Annotated in this window: 15 protein-coding genes; 11 read left to right on the top strand and 4 right to left on the bottom strand. The window is 71.9% G+C overall.

Features of this window, described 5'->3' with window-relative positions; genetic code table 11:
- The first annotated feature begins 101 nt into the window (after positions 1-101).
- The 4 genes from M5362_RS12600 (at position 102) to M5362_RS12585 (ending at position 4,107) form a co-directional block, all read left to right on the top strand.
- The gene (locus M5362_RS12600) at positions 102-611 is read left to right on the top strand and encodes a molybdopterin-dependent oxidoreductase (RefSeq protein ID WP_260227549.1); all 510 of its coding nucleotides are present in this window, start codon (positions 102-104) and stop codon (positions 609-611) included.
- Between the two features lie 103 nt (positions 612-714).
- Positions 715-1,110 (top strand): molybdopterin-binding protein, encoded by a 396-nt coding sequence (locus tag M5362_RS12595; RefSeq protein ID WP_260227548.1) that lies wholly within the window; start codon positions 715-717, stop codon positions 1,108-1,110.
- 104 nt (positions 1,111-1,214) lie between these two features.
- Positions 1,215-2,027, top strand: a complete 813-nt coding sequence (gene modA, locus M5362_RS12590; protein ID WP_260227547.1) for a molybdate ABC transporter substrate-binding protein — start codon at positions 1,215-1,217, stop codon at positions 2,025-2,027.
- Between the two features lie 100 nt (positions 2,028-2,127).
- Entirely contained in the window at positions 2,128-4,107 is a 1,980-nt protein-coding gene (locus M5362_RS12585) for an ABC transporter permease (protein ID WP_260227546.1), read from the top strand.
- 12 nt (positions 4,108-4,119) lie between these two features.
- On the opposite strand, the gene M5362_RS12580 is transcribed toward M5362_RS12585, so the two are convergent.
- Positions 4,120-8,154, bottom strand: coding sequence for a molybdopterin-dependent oxidoreductase (locus tag M5362_RS12580; RefSeq protein WP_374214456.1), 4,035 nt, complete (start codon positions 8,152-8,154; stop codon positions 4,120-4,122).
- Positions 8,155-8,750: 596 nt separating this feature from the next.
- Positions 8,751-10,022 carry a serine hydrolase gene (locus tag M5362_RS12575; protein WP_260227545.1) on the bottom strand — a complete coding sequence of 424 codons (1,272 nt, stop codon included), beginning with the start codon at positions 10,020-10,022 and terminating at the stop codon, positions 8,751-8,753.
- Between the two features lie 340 nt (positions 10,023-10,362).
- Between M5362_RS12575 and M5362_RS12570 the strand changes: the two genes are divergently transcribed.
- From M5362_RS12570 to M5362_RS12540, 7 genes are all read left to right on the top strand, one after another.
- The gene (locus M5362_RS12570; RefSeq protein WP_260227544.1) at positions 10,363-10,776 is read left to right on the top strand and encodes a hypothetical protein; all 414 of its coding nucleotides are present in this window, start codon (positions 10,363-10,365) and stop codon (positions 10,774-10,776) included.
- 64 nt (positions 10,777-10,840) lie between these two features.
- The gene (locus tag M5362_RS12565) at positions 10,841-11,761 is read left to right on the top strand and encodes a cyclase family protein (protein WP_260227643.1); all 921 of its coding nucleotides are present in this window, start codon (positions 10,841-10,843) and stop codon (positions 11,759-11,761) included.
- A gap of 153 nt (positions 11,762-11,914) precedes the next feature.
- Complete coding sequence (locus tag M5362_RS12560) at positions 11,915-13,495, top strand: GMC oxidoreductase (RefSeq protein WP_260227543.1); 1,581 nt, start codon at positions 11,915-11,917, stop codon at positions 13,493-13,495.
- A 188-nt stretch (positions 13,496-13,683) separates the two neighbouring features.
- Positions 13,684-14,523: an SDR family oxidoreductase gene (locus M5362_RS12555; RefSeq protein WP_260227542.1), complete on the top strand. Its 840-nt coding sequence runs from the start codon at positions 13,684-13,686 to the stop codon at positions 14,521-14,523.
- Positions 14,524-14,558: 35 nt separating this feature from the next.
- A complete protein-coding gene (locus tag M5362_RS12550) occupies positions 14,559-16,028 on the top strand; it encodes a cytochrome ubiquinol oxidase subunit I (RefSeq protein ID WP_260227541.1) in 1,470 nt (489 codons plus the stop codon).
- The gene (locus M5362_RS12545; protein WP_260227540.1) at positions 16,025-17,071 is read left to right on the top strand and encodes a cytochrome d ubiquinol oxidase subunit II; all 1,047 of its coding nucleotides are present in this window, start codon (positions 16,025-16,027) and stop codon (positions 17,069-17,071) included. Before M5362_RS12550 ends, M5362_RS12545 begins: the two co-directional genes overlap by 4 nt.
- A 166-nt stretch (positions 17,072-17,237) precedes the next feature.
- Complete coding sequence (locus M5362_RS12540) at positions 17,238-18,332, top strand: aromatic ring-hydroxylating dioxygenase subunit alpha (protein WP_260227539.1); 1,095 nt, start codon at positions 17,238-17,240, stop codon at positions 18,330-18,332.
- 7 nt (positions 18,333-18,339) lie between these two features.
- Here M5362_RS12540 and M5362_RS12535 read toward each other — a convergent pair whose 3' ends face one another.
- Both M5362_RS12535 and M5362_RS12530 read right to left on the bottom strand, forming a co-directional pair.
- The gene (locus M5362_RS12535; protein ID WP_260227538.1) at positions 18,340-20,004 is read right to left on the bottom strand and encodes a phospholipase D family protein; all 1,665 of its coding nucleotides are present in this window, start codon (positions 20,002-20,004) and stop codon (positions 18,340-18,342) included.
- Positions 20,004-21,482 carry a glutamate--cysteine ligase gene (locus M5362_RS12530; protein ID WP_260227537.1) on the bottom strand — a complete coding sequence of 493 codons (1,479 nt, stop codon included), beginning with the start codon at positions 21,480-21,482 and terminating at the stop codon, positions 20,004-20,006. Before M5362_RS12530 ends, M5362_RS12535 begins: the two co-directional genes overlap by 1 nt.
- Positions 21,483-21,597: the final 115 nt, after the last annotated feature.

Below are 21,597 nucleotides of genomic sequence, written 5' to 3'. Positions count from 1 at the left end.
ACCCCTGAAACCCGTAACAGGGTGGCAGACAGGGTTCTGCGGTGTGAGGGTCGGGTATCACTGGGCGCAGCCGCCGCACCGACCGCCCGGAGGGGAATCCCATGAGTCGACTCAGCGCTCCGCCCCGAACGAACCACGCACGCACCGGCTCCTTCCTCGTGTGCGGGGAGGTGGCCGAGCGGGTCACGCTGACCGTGGCGGATCTGCGCGAGGGGTGGGAGCGACACCGGGCGGACGTGGTCTTCGACTGTGCCACCAACGGACCGCAGCACCACACCTTCGAGGGTCCGCTCCTGCGGGAGGTGGTGAGCGGCGCCCGCCCCGGGTTCGACCCCGCGCGCCGCAAGGAGCGCTCCCGCTTCCTGCTTGCGGTGGACGGGGGCGACGGCCACCACACCGTGCTGTCCTGGGCCGAGATCGACACCGACTTCGGCAACGCGCCCGTACTGCTCGCCACGCGCATGGACGACCAGGACCTCGACGGAGTCGGCACACAGCTGGTCGTGCCTTCCGACCGCTGCGGTGCGCGCTACGTCAGCGCCGTCACCAGGATCTGGATCGGCACCTGCCGCCTCCCCGACGCCGCCGCGGAGCCGTACGGGGGCGTGTGAGCGCGTCGCGGCTCATCCTTTCCTCCATACGACCTCGCATTCGCCATGGAGGTATGCACGGAGTAGTTGCAGATGCCAGCCTGATCGCTCTAACGTGGCGCGCATGCAGTCCTACACCATCGGGCAGGCGGCACGTCTGCTCGGCGTCAGCCCGGACACCGCCCGCCGCTGGGCGGACGCCGGCCGCGTCGCGACCCATCGCGACGAGAGCGGCCGGCGTCTCATCGACGGCCGGGACCTCGCCGCCTTCTCCGTGGAGATCGGCCAGAGCGGCAACGGAGAGGAAGACGCGTCCTACACCTCGGCGCGCAACGCCTTCCCGGGCATCGTCACCGCGATCAAGCTCGGTGACATCGCGGCCCAGGTGGAGATCCAGGCGGGCCCGCACCGGCTCGTCTCGCTCCTCACCCGCGAGGCCGTGGAAGAGCTGGGACTCGAAGTCGGCATGCAGGCCACCGCCCGCGTGAAGTCGACCAGCGTGCACATCGACCGCACCTGACCCCTCACGCATTCCCGAGCGGCGACGCCCGTCACCGGCGCGGCTCTTCACCATCCGCGACGGACGGCATCCTGCCGGCCACGTCCCCCAAGGAGTCACCCCGCATGTCCCTGCCCCGCACGTCCACCAGACGCCGTGTCGCCGCCGCCGTCGTGACGGCCGCCCTTCTCGCCCCGCTCGCCGCCTGCGGCAACGACGACACCAGGAAGGGCGCCGAAGGCCCGGCCTCCGGCTCCGCCTCCGCCGCTCCCCCGGCCAAGCTGACGGTCCTGGCCGCCGCGTCCTTGACCAACGTGTTCAAGACCGCCGGCGCGGCGTACGAGAAGACGCACCCGGGCACGAAGATCACGTTCTCCTTCGCGGGCTCCCAGGAGCTCGTCGCCCAGGTCTCGCAGGGCTCGCCCGCCGACGCGATCGTCACCGCCGACACCAAGAGCATGGACAAGGTGAAGGCCGACACGGGCACCCCGGCGATCATCGCCAGGAACCGGCTCGTCATCGCCACCGGAGAGGGCAATCCGCACAAGGTCGACGAGCTGAAGGACCTCGCGGACACCAAGCTCAAGGTCGTCCTCGCCGCGCCCGAGGTACCGGCCGGCAAGTACAGCAAGCAGGTCCTCGACGCCCAGAAGATCACGGTCAAGCCGGTCTCCCAGGAGCCGAACGTCCGCGCCGTCCTGAGCAAGGTCGAACTGGGCGAGGCCGACGCCGGACTCGTCTACCGGACGGACGCCGCGACGGTCACGGACAAGGTCGACGCCGTCGAGATCCCCGACGCCCAGAACGCGATCGCCCAGTACCCGGCCGCCACCCTCAAGGACTCCGAGAACGCCGAGGCCGCCGCCGCGTTCGTCGCCTGGCTGTCCTCGCCGGAGGCGCAGAAGATCCTCCAGGACGCCGGCTTCCAGAAGCCGTAGCCAGACCGTAGCCGTCGCGCTGCGAGGAGGGGCTGCCCGTTCCGGGGGGACGGACAGCCCCTCCTCGCATCCCGTATCCACCCACCCGCAGGGACCACCGATGAAACGAACCGGCAGCCGCACACCGGGCGCCCGCGCGCCCCTCGCCCTGGCGATCCCCGCGCTGCTGGCCGTGGCCTTCCTGGTCCTGCCGCTCATCGGCATCCTCGTACGGACCCAGTGGGGCCGACTCACGGACCACCTCACGTCTCCGGGGACGACCGAGGCTCTCCAGCTCTCCCTCGTGGTGTCGTTCTGGTCGCTCGGCCTGTCCCTGGTCCTCGGGGTGCCGCTGGCCTGGCTGCTGGCCCGCGTGTCCTTCCCCGGCAAGGCGTTCGTCCGCTCCCTCGTCCTGCTGCCGATGGTCCTGCCACCCACCGTCGGCGGCGTGGCGCTGCTCCTCGCGTTCGGCCGCCGCGGGCTGCTGGGCCCCTGGCTGGAGTCCACCTTCGGCATCACCTTCCCCTTCCACACCTCGGGCGCGGTCCTCGCGGCGACCTTCGTCGCGATGCCGTTCCTGGTGATCAGCCTGGAGGGCGCGCTGGGCGGGCTGCGTCCCCGTTACGAGGAGACGGCGGCCTCCCTCGGTGCCTCGCCGGTACGGGTCTTCTTCACCGTCACCCTGCCGATGGTCGCGCCCGGGCTGATCGCCGGCGCGGCCCTGACGTGGGCGCGGGCGCTCGGCGAGTTCGGCGCCACCATCACCTTCGCGGGGAACCTGCCGGGCACCACGCAGACCCTGCCGCTCCAGGTGTATCTGCTGCTCCAGGACGAGCCCGAGGCGGCGACCTCCGTCTCCCTCCTGCTGCTCGTCATCGCCATGGCCGTACTGATCGCGCTGCGCGGACGCTGGACCGGCACCCCGGCGGCACGTACGGACGGGCCCCCGGCACCGGTGGACCCGGCCCTGCCGGACGGGCCCCTCCCCGGCGGTTCCCGTCCTGACGAGGCCCTTCCCGACGGAGCCCTCGCCTCCCCCGGCGAGCGGCCCGCGGTTCCCCGGGAGGAGTGGTCGCTGCACGCCGAGGTCACCGGCTTCACCCGCCTCACCCTGGAGGCGGAGCCCGGCACCACCATCGCCGTCGTGGGCCCCAACGGCGCGGGGAAGACCACCCTGCTGCGGGCCCTGCTCGGTCTCACCCCGCGCGCCCACGCGGTCCTGCGCCTGGGCGAGGTCGACGTCACCGCTCTTCCGCCGCACCGACGCCACGTGGCCTGGGTCCCCCAGGACGGGGCCCTCTTTCCCCACCTGTCCGCCCTCGCCAACACGGCGTACGGGCAGCGCGCCCAGGGGGTCCGCAGGGCCGAGGCCCGGCGCGCCGCTCAGCAGTGGCTCGACCGTCTCGGCGTCGGGCACCTCGCCCACCGGCGCCCCGCGCAGCTCTCCGGCGGGCAGGCCCAGCGGGTGGCGCTCGCCCGCGCGCTCGCCGCCCGCCCCCGGCTCCTCGTGCTCGACGAGCCCCTCGCCGCACTCGACCAGACCACCCGGGCGCACGTGCGCCACACCCTGCGCTCGCACCTCCAGGGCTTCGGCGGTGTCTGTCTGATCGTCACCCACGACCCCGTCGAGGCGGTCTCCCTCGCGGACCGGGTCCTCGTCCTCGACGAGGGCCGGGCCCTCCAGGACGCCGCCCCCGCCGAGGTCAGCCGCCACCCCCGCTCCCCCTGGGTCGCCCGGATGCTCGGCCGCAACGCCTGGCCCGGCACCGCCACGGCCGACGGCCTCGCACTCGCCGTCGGCGGCACCCTGGTCGTCGCCGAGCCGCTGCCGACCGGGACGGAGGCCCTCGCCGTCATCGCGCCCGAGGCGGTCTCCGTCCACCGCGAGAGGCCGGGCGGCAGCCCCCGTAACGTCTGGCCCGGAACCGTACGGGAGATCACCGCGAGCGGCAGCCGGCTGCGGGTGCTCATCACCTCGGACGAGGCGCCCGACCTCGTCGCCGAGATCACCCCGCAGGCCGCGGCCGAACTCGGCCTCGCCGACGGGACGCCGGTCTGGACCAGCGTCAAGGCCACCGAGGCGACCGTCGTGGCGCTGTGACGGGGGCGGGCGTCAGTAGACGTCGCGGACGTACCGCTTGTCGGCGGCGAGCTGCTTGACGTACAGGGCCGCCCCCTCCTCGTCGAGGCCTCCGTGGGCGGCGGCGATGTCGCGCAGCGCCTGGTCGACGTCCTTGGCCATGCGCGCGGCGTCGCCGCAGACGTAGAAGTGCGCGCCGTCCTGGAGCCAGGACCAGAGCTGGGGCCCCTGCTCGCGCATCCGGTCCTGGACGTAGACCTTGGCGCGCTGGTCGCGTGAGAAGGCGGTGTCGAGGCGGGTCAGGGTGCCCTCGGCGAGGAGGGCGGTCAGCTCGTCCTCGTAGAAGAAGTCCGTGGCGCGGTGCTGTTCGCCGAAGAAGAGCCAGTTGGGGCCGCGGTGGCCGCGGGCCCGGCGTTCTTCGAGGAAGCCGACGAAGGGCGCCACCCCTGTCCCCGGTCCGACCATCACCATCGGCGTCCCGGGATCCGCCGGCGGCCGGAAGTGGGCGGAGTGCTGGACGAAGACCGGCACGGCGGCATCGGGGGCCGCGTCGGCGAGGAACGGCGAGCAGACCCCCTTGCGGGGACGGCCGTGGAGGTTCTCGTACCGGACGACGGAGACCGTCAGCGACACCTGGTGGGGGTCGGTGAGCGGGCTGGAGGATATGGAGTACAGGCGGGGCTGGAGGCGCTTGAGGACGCTCGCCCACTCCTGCGCGGTGGCGCGGACCGGGTGCTCGGCGATGACGTCCACGGCCTGGCGGCCCCAGGACCACCGGGCGAGTTCGCCCTTGTTGTCGGGTCGGAGCAGTTTCTTCAGATCACGGTCGCCGGTCCGTTCGTTGACGAAGCCCAGGAGCGCGGGGGTGATGCGGGTGATGTCCAGGTGCCGTCGCAGGGCGTCGGCCAGCCCGACCGTGCCGACGCCGGGCACCTCGACGCCGGCGGCGGGGTCGGCTCCGGTGACGGCCAGCCATTCGATCACCAGCTCGGGACAGTTGACGGGGTGCACCCCGAGCGCGTCGCCGGCCTCGTAGAGGAGGGGGGTCTCGCTGTCCCTGGTGTCGAACGTGAACCGGCGGACCTCCTTGCCCGCCCCCGGCAGGCCGAGCAGCCGGTTGCCCGTCAGCCGCGCGGTGGCGGGGGCCGGCTTGGCCGTACGGGCGGGGGCGGCCGGGGCGGGGGCGGTGACCGGACTGGTGGTCGGGGCGGCGTCGGTCGTCGGCTCCGGGGTGAGCCGGGTGAGGACCTGCTCCAGCCAGGCGTGGGCGGAGGGTTCGTAGTCCGGTTCGCAGTCCGTGCGCGGGGCCAGGCGTACGGCCCCCAGCTCGTCCAGGCGCTGGTCCAGGCGGCGACCGTGGCCGCAGAAGTCGTCGTACGAGGAGTCGCCGAGGGCGAGCACGGCGTAGCGCCGGCCGTCCAGGCGAGGGGTGTCGGCGGCCGTGAGCGCGTCCCAGAACCCGGAGCCGTTGTCGGGCGCGTCCCCGTCGCCGAACGTGCTGGTGATGAGGAGCAGGTCGGCGGCGGGCGGCAGGGAGGTGGGGTCGGTGGCGTCCATGCCGAGGAGCGCGGGGCGGTGTCCCGCCGCGGAGAGCCGCTCGGCGGCGGACGCGGCGAACTCCTCGGCGTTGCCCGTCTGGGAGGCCCACAGCACGACGACCTCACGGCCCGGCGCGGTGGAGCGCGGCATGGGCTCCACGGCGGTCTCCGGCGCTCGGGAGTACAGGCCGGCGAGCACCCCGTTCACCCAGCGGGCGTGCTCCTCGCTGAACGGCGCGCCCGACGGCAGCACGGGAACCCCGGGCGCGCCGGAGGCGAGACCGGCGAGGAAGCCGACCAGGTACTGGCGTTCGTGCTCGGCGAGGGTGGGCGGGGGTGCGTTCTCCAGCCCGAAGACGGCTGCCGCGCCGGGCTGGACGGCGGTGGGGACGATCACGGTCGTCTGCTCCCCGGCCGTACCCGCCCCGGGTTCCGGGGCGGGTACGGCCGGGGCCGCGACCTTCTCCAGCGTCACCGCGCAGACCTTGAACTCGGGCTGGAAGGAGAGCGGGTCGACGGCGTCGCTGGTCACCGCGTTGATGCTCAGGTACTCGCCGAACAGGTCGTTCCAGTGGAAGGGCGCGAAGCAGCAGCCCGGGCGCACCCGGTCGGTGACGACGGCGGGCAGCACGGCCCGCCCGCGCCGGGACGCGACCTCCACCGAGTCGCCCTCGTCGACGCCGAGCCGCGCCGCGTCGTCCGGGTGGATCTCCACGAAGGGGCTCGGGTCGAGCTTGTTGAGCTTGGCGACCTTTCCGGTCTTGGTCAGGGTGTGCCACTGGTGCTGGAGCCGCCCGGTGTTGAGGACGAACGGGTAGTCGTCGTCGGGCATCTCGGCCGCCGGAAGGTGCGGGCGGGCGAAGAAGACCGCCCGTCCGCTCGCCGTCGGGAACACGGGTCCGCCGTCGTCACCGACATAGCGGATCGGGTTGCGGTCCGGGCCGTCGGCGGTCGGGGCGGGCCACTGAACGGGTGTGGCACGCAGCCGCTCGTACGTCACGCCCCGCAGGTCGTATCCGGTCTTCGGGTTCGCGGCGCGCTTGATCTCCTCGAAGACCTCCTCGGCGCTCTCGTAGGAGAATCCGTCCTCGTACCCCATCTCGCAGGCGATCCGGGCGATGATCCGCCAGTCCGCGAGCGCCTCGCCCGGCGGGTCCACCGCGGGCCGGGCGAGGGTGAGGTTGCGTTCGCTGTTGATCAGTACGCCCTCGGTCTCGGTCCACAGGGCGCCGGGGAGCACGACATCGGCGTAGGCGTTGGTCTCGGTCTCGGCGAACACGTCCTGGGTGACGACGAGTTCGGCGGTCTCCAGGCCCTCGATGACGGTCCTGCGGTTGGCGACCGAGGCGACGGGGTTGGTGCAGATGATCCAGCAGGCCTTGATCTCGCCGTCGGCCATGCGCCGGAACATGTCGACGGTGCCCTTGCCGGAACCGTCCGCGCGCACGGTGCCGGGTTCCAGGCCCCACAGCTCCTCGACGAAGGCGCGGTCCTCGTCCACGAGCACCGAGCGCTGCCCGGGCAGGCCGGGGCCCATGTACCCCATCTCGCGGCCGCCCATGGCGTTGGGCTGGCCGGTGAGGGAGAAGGGGCCGCTGCCCGGGCGGCAGATCGCGCCGGTCGCCAGGTGCAGGTTGATCAGGGCGTTGGTGTTCCAGGTGCCGTGGCTGGACTGGTTGAGCCCCATGGTCCAGCAACTCATCCACTCCCCCGCCGTGCCGATCCACTCCGCCGCCCGGCGGATGTCCTCCTCCGGGAGCCCGGTGATCTCGGCGACGGTGGCGGGCGGGTAGTCCGCGAGGAAGGCCGGCATCGCGTCCCAGCCCTCGGTGCGTTCGGCGATGAAGCCGGTGTCGGTGTGCCCGTTCTCGGTGAGCAGGTGCAGCAGGCCGTTGAGCAGCGCGAGGTCGGTGCCCGGCTTGATCGGGAGGAAGAGGTCGGCCTTGTCGGCGGTGGCGCTGCGCCGCGGGTCGACCACGATCAGCCGTGCGCCCGCCTTCACCCGTTCCATCATCCGCAGGAAGAGGATGGGATGGCAGTCGGCCATGTTGGAGCCGATGACGAGGAAGACGTCCGCCCGCTCGAAGTCCTGGTAGGAACCGGGGGGTCCGTCGGCGCCGAGGGAGAGCTTGTAGCCGGTGCCCGCGCTCGCCATGCACAGCCGGGAGTTGGACTCGATCTGGTTGGTACGTATGTACCCCTTGGCCAGCTTGTTGGCGAGGTACTGCGCCTCCAGGCTCATCTGCCCCGACACGTAGAACGCGAAGGCGTCGGGCCCGTGCTCGTCGATGATGCTCCGCAGCCGCCGGGCCGTGCTCGTGATCGCCTCGTCCACCGGGGCGGGCACCGGCTCGGTGCCGCGCTCGGGACGCACCAGCGCGGTGGTCAGCCGTCCTGGCGCGGCGAGCATGTCGGCCGTCGTCGCGCCCTTGGTGCACAGCCGTCCGAAGTTCGCGGGGTGCGCCTTGTCCCCGGAGGCCTTGAGGACCGTGCGGCGGCCGTCGGGACCGGAGGCGATGTCGAGGAGCAGACCGCATCCCACACCGCAGTAGGAGCAGACGGTCCGCACCTGGGTGACGGCGGCCGACGAGTCCTGTGGGGGCAACGGAGGGCCTCTCTGTCGTTCGAGCGTGCTCCCGACGGTACGAAACACCCATTACGCCGGTGTGACTCGGGACGATCTTGCAGGGTAACGCTCGTCACACACCTGCCGGGCATGCGGTGTGAGAACGCCGGGAGCGCGGAGCCGGCCCGGGCCGCGCCTGGGTCCGATCGGAGCGGAATATGCCGGCGGTTCTTTCGTGCACGACCCTGTCGCACGGGGACGGCCGGTGGCAGTGTGTCGGTACGCGGTCCTCGTAGTGGCCCCCGAGGGGGATCGCGCCCGGCCCCGCCCGCGAACTGCGGCGCGGGCGGGGCCGCGCCGCGCGTGGAAGTGGGGGCCGTGGCCCGCGGTCGGGGCGGTATCCCCGTCGGGACCGGGGCCGAGGCCGGAACCGGGGCCCGGTGGCGGGGCCGGACACGGGACGGGACCGAGACCGGGGGCGGACACGGGACGGGACCACCGGTCCGTTCGACCGATGGCCCCGCCTCTCACTTCCGTCCGCCGTGCGTCAGGTGCGCCGTTCAGCGGTTCTCGGGCAGGTCCTGTTCCGCCGGGAGGGTCGAGAAGTCACCCGCGCTCGGCGACGCGGACTTCGCCGTGGCCGGCTTCTTGCCGCAGAACGCGGCCTCCAGCGTCCCGCCCAGCGCGGTGTTGGCCTCGCCCCGGTTCGACGTGTTCGCCATCGCGGCGAGGCTGCGCCGGCCGTCACGCGTGGCGAAGGCGTAGGTGTAGTAGCCCTGCACGGTGCCCGTGTGGCCGAAGATCTGCGTCCCGCACGACAGGTCGTAGCGGCGCAGACCGAGGCCGTAGAAGCGGGTGTTGGTGGCGTCGGTCGGGGTGACCGTGGTCATGGCCTCCAGCATGCGCGACGACAGGAGCCTGCCCCGCATCAGGGCGGTCGTGAAGGTGTTCAGGTCCTCCGGGTTGGAGATGAACGCCCCCGCCGACTGCGCCCAGGACACGGTCTGCTCCGTGGAGTCCACGAGCGGCGAGCCGGCCTCGTCGGGGTGCAGGTAGCCGCGCGCGTGCAGACCGTCGATCTTGGTGGCGGGGTGCACGTACGAGGTGTTCCGCAGCCCCAGCGGCTGGATGATGCGGTTCTGGTACTCCTTGGCCACCGGGCTGCCGGTGGCCTTCTCGATGAGCATGCCGACGACCACGAAGTTCGTGTTCGAGTACTTGTACGCCACCCCGGGCTGGGTGGTGCGCGGCTCGCTCAGGGAGAGGGTCACCAGCTCCTTGTAGCTGAACACCCGGTTCCGTACGGCCTCGAAGCCGGGCACGGTCTGGTTGAACATCTTGTCGGTGTAGTCCGCCAGGCCGCTGCGGTGGGTGAGCAGATGGCGCACCGTGATCCGGTCGTCGGGCAGCAGCCCGGGCAGATAGCGGTTCACGGGCGCGTCCAGCTCCAGCTTGCCCTCGTCCACGAGCTGGAGAAGGACCACGGAGGAGAAGGTCTTGCTGACGCTGCCGATCCGGAAGCGCGCCGCGGTGTCCATGGGCGCGCCCGAGACACGGTCGCGGACTCCGAGGGTCTTCGTCCTGATGCCGCCGGGGCCGGTGAAGCGGGCCATCGCACCCGGAGCGCCCTTGCCCATGGCGGCGTTCAGCGCGGCGGCCACGCCGTCCATGTCGGGGGCGGGCGCGGGGCGACGGACGCCTGCCGCTGCTGCGGCGGCGGCGTCGGAGGTGCTGGGCGCGGCGACCGCGCCTGCGGCGGGGAGGACACCGGCGGCCAGCGCGGCGACCAGGGTGGCGCTGATGGTCAGACGTCGATGCGACGACAGGGGCACGTTGATTCCTCGACTCGTTCGACACGGCACGCGGGCTGCGGTGTGCCGTCGGGCTCCGGACGACCCGGCCACGGCGCGTGCCGACTCCGGAACCCATGGATCATGAGTGCCAAACGCCCGAAAACGGTTCCTGACACGGGCGACGGGTTGTGGAGGGTCGAACTCCGGTCGAACTCCGGTCGGGCCGCGCGCATCCGCCGCGGCGCGGCGCACCGCGGCGGAGCGGACCGGCTCGTGTCGTCGACGTGCGGCGGGGGAGTCGCGGGGCCAGATTGGAGATATCCGACTCGCCGCACCGACGTGGCCGGCGGGCAGGCAACCCGACAGGGAGGAACCTGTCATGACCACACACGTGAGCGAGCCCGGTGGAAAAGGGGCGGCACACAGCAGCGGCTGGCTGGTGTTCGCCGCCGTCATCATGCTCTTCAGCGGCATCATGACGCTGCTGGGCGGCATCTCGGCCATCGCCAAGGACGATGTCTTCCTCGCCACCCGCAACTACGTCTACGAGCTGAACCTCACCGGCTGGGGCTGGATCCATCTCATTCTCGGCATCGTGATCGCGCTCACCGGCGTCGCCCTGTTCACCGGTGCCACCTGGGCCAGGGTCGTGGGTGTGGTGCTGGCGGGTCTCAGCATGATCGCCAACTTCCTGTGGCTGCCCTACACGCCCGGCTGGGCGCTGCTGTTCATCGCGCTCGACGCCGTCATCATCTGGGCGCTGTGCGTCTCCCCCCGGCCGGTGAGGGACTGACGGCCGGCGACGGCCGTCCCGAGCGGGCCCTGGAGGACGCCCCGTGAACCCGGCCGTTCCCCGTCTGACCGCGCACCAGTTCCGGGCGCTCTACGAGCGGCTGCGGCGCGAGGCGGCGCGGTCGGCGGGCGACGACGAGGCACGGGGCGCGCTCTGCCATCTGACGCCCGACCGTGTGGTGGCGGCCGTCGCGGAGGTCCGCCTCGGACACACCGTGTCGCTGTCCGCTCCGATCGAGACCGTGGCGGGCCCGGACGACCCCGAGCCCGCGGTGCACCGGATGACCGGCCCCGGCCCGGGCGACCTCCGCGCCGAGGGGCTGCACTTCGCCACCGACCGCTTCGCCATGAACGTGCACGGGGACGCGGACAGCCATCTCGACGCTCTCTGCCACGTGGTGTTCGACGGCGAGCTGTACGGCGGGGTGCCCGCGACCAGCGTGACGGCCGAGGGCGCCCGTGCGCTCTCCGTGGGCCTGGTCGGGAACGGCATCGTCGGCCGGGGCGTGCTCCTGGACATCCCCCGGCTGCGGGGCGTGCCCTGGCTGGAGCCGGGCGACCAGGTGACGGCGGACGACCTGACGGCCGCCGAGACCGCGCAAGGGGTCCGGGTGGGCCCCGGGGACCTGCTGTTCGTCCGGGTGGGGCACCGCCTCCGCCGTACGCGACTGGGACCGTGGAACGCGGCCACGGCCCGGGCCGGCCTCCACCCCGACGCCCTGGACTTCCTGGCCGCGCGGCAGGTCGCCGTCCTGGGCGGCGACGGCAACAACGACAGTGCGCCCAGCGCGGTGGAGGGCATCGCCTTCCCCGTCCACGTCCTGGCCATCCATGCCATGGGCATCCACCTCATGGACTACCTGCGGTTCGAGGAGCTGGTCCCGGCCTGCGCGCGGGCGGGGCGCTGGAGCTTCCTGTGCGTGGTCGCCCCGCTGCGGCTGCCCGGAGCCACGGGCTCGCCGGTGAACCCGATCGCGGTGCTGTGACGCGGCTGTTCCGGCCCGGCGGCCGTCCCTCCGGTCGCCGTTCGACGGGAGGCCGGATACGTTCGAACGGGTGGGACCACCCGGCCCCCGCAGCGGCGGGGAGACAGGGCCCGACGCCCGTCAGGGCCCGTGATCACAAGGACGGTGGTCGCCGTGGGCGACGCCCCTCACTACGACGTCGTCATCATCGGTACCGGTGCGGGAGGCGGCACCCTCGCCCATCGCCTCGCCCCCTCCGGCAAACGCGTCCTCCTCGTCGAACGCGGCAACTACCTGCCGCGCGAGCGGGACAACTGGGACTCGACCGCCGTCTTCGTCCGGGGGAAGTACCGGGCACCCGAGTTCTGGATCGACCGCGAAGGCAACGAGTTCCCGCCCGAGGTGAACTACTACGTCGGCGGCAACACCAAGTTCTACGGCGCCGCCCTCTTCCGGCTGCGGCCCGAGGACTTCGGCGAACTCCGCCACCACGGCGGCCTCTCGCCGGCCTGGCCGCTGCGGTACGAGGACCTGGAGCCGTACTACACGCAGGCCGAGCACCTCTTCCTCGTCCACGGCCGCCATGGGGAGGACCCCGGCGAGGGCCCGGTGAGCGCGCAGTACGCCCACCCGCCCGTGGAGCACGAGCCGCGCATCCAGCAGCTGAGCGACGACCTCGAGAAGCGGGGTCTGCACCCCTTCCACCTGCCGATCGGCGTCGATCTCAGCCAGGGGGAGGGAGGGAGGGCCACCCACTCCAGTGTCTGCATCCGCTGCAACCGGGTGGACGGCTTCCCGTGTCTGGTGCGGGGCAAGTCCGACGCCGAGGTGATCTGCGTGGAGCCCGCGCTACGGCACCCCAACGTCGAGATGGTCACGGACACGCAGGTGGTCCGGCTGGAGACGGACGCGACCGGGCGCAGTGTCAGCGCCGTCGTCGGCCGGCTCCCCGACGGTTCGGAGGTCCGGTACACGGCCGACGTGGTGGTCGTCTCCTGCGGGGCGGTCAACTCCGCGGCACTGCTGCTCGCCTCGGCGAACGAGCACCACCCCCGCGGACTCGCGAACAGCTCCGACGTGGTCGGCCGGTTCTACATGCGGCACAACAACGCGGCCCTGATGGCGGTGTCGAAGGAGCCCAACGACACCCAGTTCCAGAAGACCCTGGCCCTGCACGACTGGTACCTCGGGGCGGACGACTGGGACTTCCCGTTGGGCGGCATCCAGATGCTGGGCAAGTCGGACGCCGAGCAGATCCACGGCGAGGCCCCGCGGTGGGCGGGCGCGGTGACGCCGGACATGCCGTTCGAGGTCCTGGCGCACCACGCCGTCGACTTCTGGCTGTGCGGTGAGGACCTGCCGCTGGCCGACAACCGGGTCACCCTCGACGCCGACGGGCGGATCCATCTCGCTCTCGACGAGACGAACAACACCGAGGGCCTGCGCCGGCTGCGGCACAAGCTTCAGGGGATGCTCGGCCACCTGGGCATGCACGAGCACCATCTGCTCTCCCACAGCATCTACCTGCACAAGGGCATGCCGATCGGCGCGACCGCGCATCAGGCGGGCACCGTGCGCTTCGGGACCGACCCGGCCGCCTCCGCGCTGGACGTGGACTGCAAGGCCCACGACCTGGACAACCTCTACGTCGTCGACACGAGCTTCTTCCCGAGCATCGGCGCGGTGAACCCGTCCCTGACGGCCATCGCCAACGCCCTGCGGGTCGGCGACCACCTCCTGGCCCGGCTGGGCTGAGGCCCGCGCCGTGCGGGCCCATTGCGGCCCGCCGGTCCTCCGATCGGACGAAGATGCGCGGCCCAACGGCCCAATGCCGGTTCCCGTTGCGGGCCGTCCGTCCCGTCCGGTGATTCCGTGACCTCCGGACCGGCCGGTGCAGCCGGGCGGGGCGGCCACAGGGCCGCCGGGCAAGGAGGCAGGGAGTCATGGATTCCACCGCGGAAGCACAGCAGGGTGTGATCCCGGCACGCCTGCTGCGGGGTCAGAAGGCCCTGGTCACAGGGGCCAACTCGGGCATCGGCAAGGCCACGGCCATCGGCCTGGGCCGAGCCGGCGCGGATGTGGTCGTGAACTACGTGGCGGGGCGCGAGGCCGCCCAGGAGGTGGTCGACGAGATCGTCTCGTTCGGCGTGCGCGCGGCCGCCTACGAGGCGGACGTCTCCGACGAGGCCCAGGTCACGGCCATGACGGACCGGATGGTCGAGGAGTTCGGGACCATCGACATCCTGGTCGCCAACGCGGGGTTGCAGCGCGACGCCCGGTTCACGGACATGACCCTCGCCCAATGGCAGAAGGTCATCGACGTCAACCTCACCGGCCAGTTCCTGTGCGCCCGGGAGGCGACCAAGGAGTTCCGGCGCCGCGGGGTCGTCCCCGAGGTGTCCCGCTCCGCCGGGAAGATCGTCTGCATGAGTTCCGTGCACCAGATCATCCCCTGGGCCGGCCACGTCAACTACGCGTCCTCCAAGGGCGGTGTGCAGATGATGATGCAGACCCTGGCCCAGGAGCTCGCGCCGGAGAAGATCCGGGTGAACGCGATCGCACCGGGCGCGATCAGGACCCCGATCAACCGCGACGCCTGGGACACCCCCGAGGCCAGCGAGGACCTTCTGAAGCTCATCCCGTACGACCGGATCGGCGACCCCGAGGACATCGCCCACGCCGTCGTCGCGCTCGCCTCCGACCTCATGGACTACGTGGTGGGGACCACCCTGTACGTCGACGGCGGAATGACCCTCTTCCCCGGCTTCGCCACCGGCGGCTGACCCTCTCCCGGACGTCACGAACAGCGAAGGCGTGTATGCCCACCTCGTTCCACCTGCTGGCGGATGCCCCGGCCCAACTGCTGCCGGCCCGGGAACTCATGGCCTTCACCCTGGCGTCCCACATCATCCTGGTGCCGCTGGGCGTGGCCTTCCCTTTCATCACCCTGGTCATGCACTACCGCGGGCTGCGTCGCAAGGACGCCGCGGCCCTGCTCCTGGCGCGGCGCTGGTCGGCCGTCATGGCGGTGCAGTTCGCGCTGGGCATCGTCACCGGCACGGTGCTCTCCTTCGAGTTCGGCCTGCTCTGGCCCGGCCTGATGGGCCGGTGGGGTGATGTCTTCGGCATCGGATTCGGGGTCGAGGCCTGGGCGTTCTTCCTGGAGGCCGTCCTCATCGCCATCTACCTGTACGGATGGCGGCGGCTGAAGCCCCGTACGCACTTCCTGCTCGCGCTGCCGCTCCCGGCCGCGGCGCTGATGGGGGCGTTCGGCATCCTGGCCGCCAACTCCTGGATGAACACGCCGCGCGGCTTCTCCCTCGACTCCGCGGGCAACCCGGTCGACGTGAACGTCCGGAAGGTGATCTTCACCCCGATCTTCGGGCCGCAGTACTGGCACTTCGTGGTCGCGATGATCCTCACCGCGGGCTTCATGGTGGCCGGCGTCTACGCCGTGGGCTGGCTGCGGGGCCGCCGGGACCACTACCACCGGCTCGGGTTCGCCGTCCCGTTCACCATCGCCGCGATCGCCACCCCGGTGCAGTTCGTCCTGGGCGACTCCCTCGCCCGGTCGGTCTTCCACGAGCAGCCGGTGAAGTTCGCCGCGCTGGAGATCGTCTGGGAGACCGACACGCGGGTACCTGAGTACCTCTTCGGACGGCTCCAGGAGGACGGGACCGTCAAGGGCGGAATCAAGATCCCGCTGCTCGACTCCGTCCTCGCCGGATTCAGCCCGGACACGAAGGTGGTGGGACTGACCTCCGTCCCGGCCGACCAGCGTCCGACGGCCACTCAGGCGACCATCGCCCACTGGGCCTTCGACGCCATGGTCTTCATCGGATCCGCGCTGGTCCTGCTCGCCCTCTGGTACGGGCTGGTCTGGCTGCGGCACCGAAGGCTTCCCGCCTCCCGGTGGTTCTACCGGGCCGCCGCCTGCGCCGGGGCCGGCTCCGTCGTGGCCGTCGAGTGCGGCTGGGTCGCCGCCGAGGTGGGACGCCAGCCCTGGATCGTCTACGAGAACATGCGGGTCGCCGAGGCGGTGACCTCGACCCGCTCCACGACGCTGTGGATCATGCTCGGCGTGGTGATGGCGGTGTACGTGTTCCTCTTCGGCTCCTTCCTCGTCATCCTGCTGAAGATGCGCACCCGCTGGCGCCTCGCCGACGAGGAGCGGGCCGCGGGAGGCACCGCGCACGCGCCGGAGGAGGACACCCCGTACGGGCCCCGGGTGCCCCTGCCCGCGGGCGACGCCGGCGGGACGGCCCGGTCCGAGGACGGCCGGCCATGAGCGACCTCATCGCCGTCGTCCTGCTCCTCGCCGTGGCCGCGTACGCAAGCGCGGGCGGAACCGACTACGGCGCCGGTTTCTGGGACCTGACGGCCGGCGGCGCCGAGCGGGGCCGGCGTCCGCGGTGGCTCATCGACCACGCCATGGCCCCCGTGTGGGAGGTCAACAACGTCTGGCTGATCTTCGTCCTCGTCGTCATGTGGACAGGCTTCCCCCTCCTGTTCCAGACCGTGTTCTCCGCGATGTGGCTGCCCCTCGCGCTGGCCGCCCTGGGCCTGGTCCTGCGCGGCGGCGGCTTCGCGTTCCGCAAGCCGTCCCGGCGGCTCACCGGCCGGCGGCTGTACGGTGCCGTGTTCGCCGTCTCCTCGGTCGTCACGCCGTTCTTCCTCGGCGCCGCGGTCGGCGGGGTCGCGTCGGGACGCGTGGCGCCGGGCACGGAAGCCTCGACGGACGCCTGGGCCAACCCCACCTCGCTCACGTTCGGGCTGGTCGCCGTCGCGACGACGGCCTTCCTCGGCGCGGTCTTCCTCACGGGGGATGCCCGCCGGTTCGAGGCCCCCGACCTCGTCGGCTACTTCAGGCGGCGGGCGCTGGGCAGTCTCGCGGTGCTCACCGTCCTGGCGGTGGTCACCGGGTTCGTCACGCACGACGACTCCCCGTACGTTTGGCACGGGCTCACCCACGGCCTGGGGCTGCTCTTCGTCGTCGTGGCGGGGGTGGCCGCCTGCGCCACGGCCTGGCTGCTCCTGCGGACACCGGGCACCTGGATGCGCGTCACGGCGGTCGGGGTCGTCGCGTCCGCCGTCATCGCCTGGGGCATGGCCCAGCGCCCCTATCTCGTCCCCACCTCGCTGAGCGTGGCCGATGCCGCGGGCGCGTCCGGCACGCTGACGTGGCTGGCGATCGTCACCCTGGTGGCCCTGGTGCTCGTCGTACCGGCGGTCGTCCTCCTCTACTGGCTGGACACCCACGGCGAGCTGGAGGAACTCACCGACGCGGATCTCCGGCGGGGAGGCGGTGACGGCGCGGCAGGCGGGGGCTGAGCACCCGTACGGCCCCACGCGCCCCGCCCCGTTCAGGCGCTGTCACCCGCCAGGGGGAGCCTCATCCGTACGACATACGGGAACCAGAAGGAGGTACGGGAGCGCCCGGCGGCTTTCGCGTTCCGCACGTTCCGCAGCAGAGGCCTGCCTGGCGAGGGAGTGATGGATGACCGAGGCGCGACCAGGGCCGCGTACGGCCGCTGAGAACTCCCGGACCGTCCCGGACCTCCGGAGGATCGGAATCCATCCGGATTTCTGGTACCCGGTCGCCCGGTCGCGGGACGTCCGCAAGGGAAAGACGTTCGCCGCCGTGTTCGCGGGCGAGCGGATCGCGTTGTACCGCGGCGCCAGTGGGAAGGTCTTCGCCCTGGAAGACCGGTGCGCGCATCGCCAGGTGCCGCTGAGCCTGGGCGTCGTGGAGGGCGAGGTGCTCCGATGCTGCTATCACGCGTGGGCCTACCGCGGAAACGGCCACATCTCCCAGATCCCCTATCTCCCCAAGGGAGTCGACAGGCCGCCCAGGGGCGTGCGCGCCTATCCGGTCCGCGAGGTGTACGGCCTGGTGTTCGTCTTTCCGGGAGACCCGGAGAAGGCGCCTCTGGTATCACTGCCGGAGCTGCCGGAATTCGACTCGCCCCGGCACAAGACGATGATGTTCTCGCGCACCGTGAAGTGTCACTACACGTTCATGCACGAGAATCTGCTCGACATGAACCACCAGTTTCTCCACCGGGGGGTCCTGGGCAAGATCCGGCCCGAGCTGCTGGGGTACGACACCGGACCGCAGTTCGTCGAGGCCCGCTATCTCTTCGTGCCCGGCGGCGGACGGAAGGACCGCGGCGCCGGGCTGCTCTCCGCCGAGGGGATCAGCGGCGCGGACTCCCCCGATGTCATCACCGTACGCACCCAGTACCCGTACCAGACGCTTCAAGCGGTTCCCACGGACTCCGAACTTCCGGCGTTCTCCCTCTGGGTCGCCTACGTTCCGGAGGACGCCGAGCAGCGCACCAATCACGCGTACGGGCTCCTGATGATCGCGAAGCCGCCCATCCCGGGGGCTCTCGATGTCGCGTGGCCGTTCATCCGCCGTTTCACCGAGCGGGTGTTCGCGCAGGACCGCATGGCGGTGGAGGCGGAGCAGCGGGCCTGGGACGAGCAGGGAGAGGACCGGAACCACGAGGTGTTCCCCCTGATCCTCGACGTCCGGGAGGTGCTGCGGAGCAACGGCGTTCCGTTGGATCCCGCCGCGACAGACGAGTGACCACGGTTCAGAACGCCCCACGGCTCCGCATGCTCAGCGGACGGCCGTCCGGATCGACGAGAACGTGGTGCAGGGGCGTCGCCAGAGCCCGCCGCGTCCTGGGCAGGTCCGGGGGGACGTAGCGGCGCAGGCGGCCCGCCGGCCGCGGTCCACGGCGCCCGCGGTCGTGCCAGGTGTCCAGGGCTGCGGCAGCCTGCGTGAAGGCCCGGAAGGCGACCTCGGGGTCGCACAGGGCCTCCGACACGGCCGACTGCCGCCGTGAGCCCGCTTCGACGTCCAGGTGCTCCCGCATCAGCCCGAGGCGCAGCTCGCGGGCGAAGACGCGCGCGCCGTCCCCGAGGCCTCCGGGGTCGCGCGGCGGCCGGGGGTCAGGACTCTCGTCGACGACGGCGCAGCTGAGTTCCGAGTCGTGGGTCCACGACCGGAGGTTGATGTTGTCGGAGCCCACGGAGGCCCACATGTCGTCGATGACGCACACCTTGGCATGCACGTAGACGGGCGTCCCGGCCTGGTTCTCCAGCCCGTACACCGCGACCCGGCCGCCGCCGGCGCGCCGCAGCTCGTCCAGGGCCGCGATCCGCCCGATCAGGTTCATGGGCAGGGTCAGCCGGCCGTCCTGCTCCGGGACCGAGGGGATCACCCCGATCATCCGCAGCCCTGGGTTCTGGGCCAGGGCGCGGGCGAAGGAGGCCACCACCCTCGGGGACCACAGGTACTGGTCCTCCACGTAGATCAGCGCACGGGCTCGTCGCAGCGCCTTGAGGTACCCGCGCGCGATGCTCCGCTCTCCGTCGGGTGCGAAGGGGTAGCCGTTGAACAGCCGGTTCGGGTACGTGCGCAGCAGTTGCACGGTATGCGTGCCGCACGGGGCCGGATCGGGGGCCTGCGGCGGCAGCCTGCCGGCGTCGGTGTCCTCCCGGTGCGCCAGCTGGCGCAGACGGGTGGCCGGGCTGCGGCTGAGCGGGGAGGGGTCCTCCCACCGTTCACGGAAGACGGCTTCGACGTCGCCGACGACGGGGCCGCGCAGGGCGAGCTGGACGTCGTGCCACGGCGGGTGCGGCCCGTAGGCGGCCGCCATGGGCAGGGACTGGCGGTCGCCTCGGTGGGTGGCGTCGTCGTTCCTGTTGTGGCAGAGGTCGATGCCCCCGACGTAGGCCACGTCCAGTTCGGGGCGGCCGGGGTGGCGCAGCACCACCAGCTTCTGGTGGTGGGAGCCTCCGGGCCGTACCCGCATGTCGAGCAGGCACTCGCCGCCCGCCTCCTCGATCTCCTCGCCGAGGTGGCGGTTCTCCTCCTCGCTGAACCGGAGACTGTCCAGGTGGGACCGCCACAGCAGCCCCTTGACGACGACGCGGCGCCGGGCGGCTCGGCACAGGACGTCGCCGATCTCGGTCCCCGGCCCGGCGAGCCTCTCGTCGGGATCGCCGCGCCAGTCGGTGAAGAGCAGCAGGTCGCCCGAGCGCATCCGGCGGACGGCGGCGAGCAGCTCCCCGAAGTACGTGGCACCGTCCACCAGGGGCCGTGCCTGGTTCCCCTCGGACCAGGCCTTCCCGTCCGGGCGGCGGCTGTCGAGGCGGGTCGCGCCGTTGCCGCGTTCGCCGGGCAGGAGGAGCCACTCCGAGCGCGCCACCTCGCCGGGACCTCCGGTCGTCGGCTCTCCGAGGGCGGGCATCAGTCCACGGGCCAGGTGTGCGCCGGAGCGTTCAGATGCATGTACTCGATGTACTGCTGGGTCATGCGCCTCAGCGCCTGGTGGCGGTCCGCGTGGGAGATGTCCTGGATGTGGTGGAACATCTCGGACTGCCACACCGCGCCGTTGCGTCCGGTGACGCACCGCTGCTCGATGATTCCGAGGAGTGGCTCACGCCAGGCGGTGTCCAGGCCCAGTCGCTCCAGGCCGCGGTCCGCGAGCGGCAGCAGCCGTCGCAGCACCAGCTCGGTCACCGGGACCTCGCCCATGCCGGGCCAGTACAGCTGGGCGTCGATGCCGTGCCGGGCGGCGGCGTGCAGGTTGTCCTCCGCCGCCGCGAACGACATCCGCGTCCAGACGGGCCGGTCCTCGTCGACCAGGGCCCGGACCAGCCCGTAGTAGAAGGCGCCGTTCGACAGCACGTCGGCGACCGTGGGGCCGGCGGGCAGCACCCGGTTCTCCACCCGCAGATGCGGTACGCCGTCGACGACGGCGTAGACGGGGCGGTTCCAGCGGTAGACGGTGCCGTTGTGCAGGGTGAGTTCCGCCAGGTTCGGGATCCCGCCCGCGTCGAGGGTGTCCTCGGGGTCCTCGTCGTCGCAGAGCGGCAGCAGCGCCGGGAAGTACCGCGTGTTCTCCTCGAAGAGGTCGAAGACGGAGGTGATCCACCGCTCGCCGAACCACACCCGCGGCCGCACGCCCTGCACCTTGATCTCTTCGGGCCGGGTGTCGGTGGCCTGCTCGAAGAGCGGGATGCGCGTCTCGCGCCAGAGCTCCTTGGAGAACAGGAACGGGGAGTTCGCCGCCAGGGCCACCTGCACCCCGGCGACCGCCTGCGCGGCGTTCCAGTACTCCGCGAACTCGTCCGGCGACACCTGCAGGTGGAACTGGGTGCTGGTGCAGGCCGCCTCCGGCGTGATCGTCTCCGCGTAGGTCCGCAGTCTCTCCACGCCGTCCACGGAGATCAGCAGGTCCTCGCCCCGCGCGGAGAAGATCTGTTCGTTCAGCAGGTTGTACCGCGGATTCTCGGACAGCGAGTCCGGGCCCGCGTCCTTCAGCTCCAGCGTCGGCAGGATGCCGACCATGACGAGGTGGGCGCCGATCGCCGCCGCCTTCTCCTCGGCGTGGTTGAGCGCGTCGCGGATCTCCTGTTCCCAGGAGTCGGGCCCGCCCTCGTTCAGCCGCCGGGGCTCGATGTTGATCTCCAGATTGAACCGGCCCAGCTCGGTCGCCCAGGAGGGATCGGCGATCGCGTCCAGGACGTCCGTGCTGCGCATCGCGGGCTCGCCGGCTCCGTCCACGAGGTTCAGCTCGATCTCCAGACCGACCTGTGGCCGCTCGAAGTCGAAGCGCGACTCCCGCAGCATCCGTGCGAACACGTCGAGGCACGAGTGCATCTTGTTCCGGAACCGGCGGCGGTCGTCACGGGTGAACTCCTGCGCCGGGACATCACGGCCCATTCGGCCCTCCCGAGTCTCGTCGGCACGGGCCCCCACCCCCTTAGCGTCCCACTCCCCGGGCGGCCCAACCACCGAAGCCGTCGACCGGTCGCGTCCGTACGTCATTCATTCGATA

The sequence above is a fragment of the Streptomyces sp. Je 1-79 genome (assembly GCF_025195125.1).
Classification (GTDB): domain Bacteria; phylum Actinomycetota; class Actinomycetes; order Streptomycetales; family Streptomycetaceae; genus Streptomyces.
Note: the sequence above shows the minus strand (reverse complement) of the source record. Positions and strands in the feature narration are given on the sequence as shown.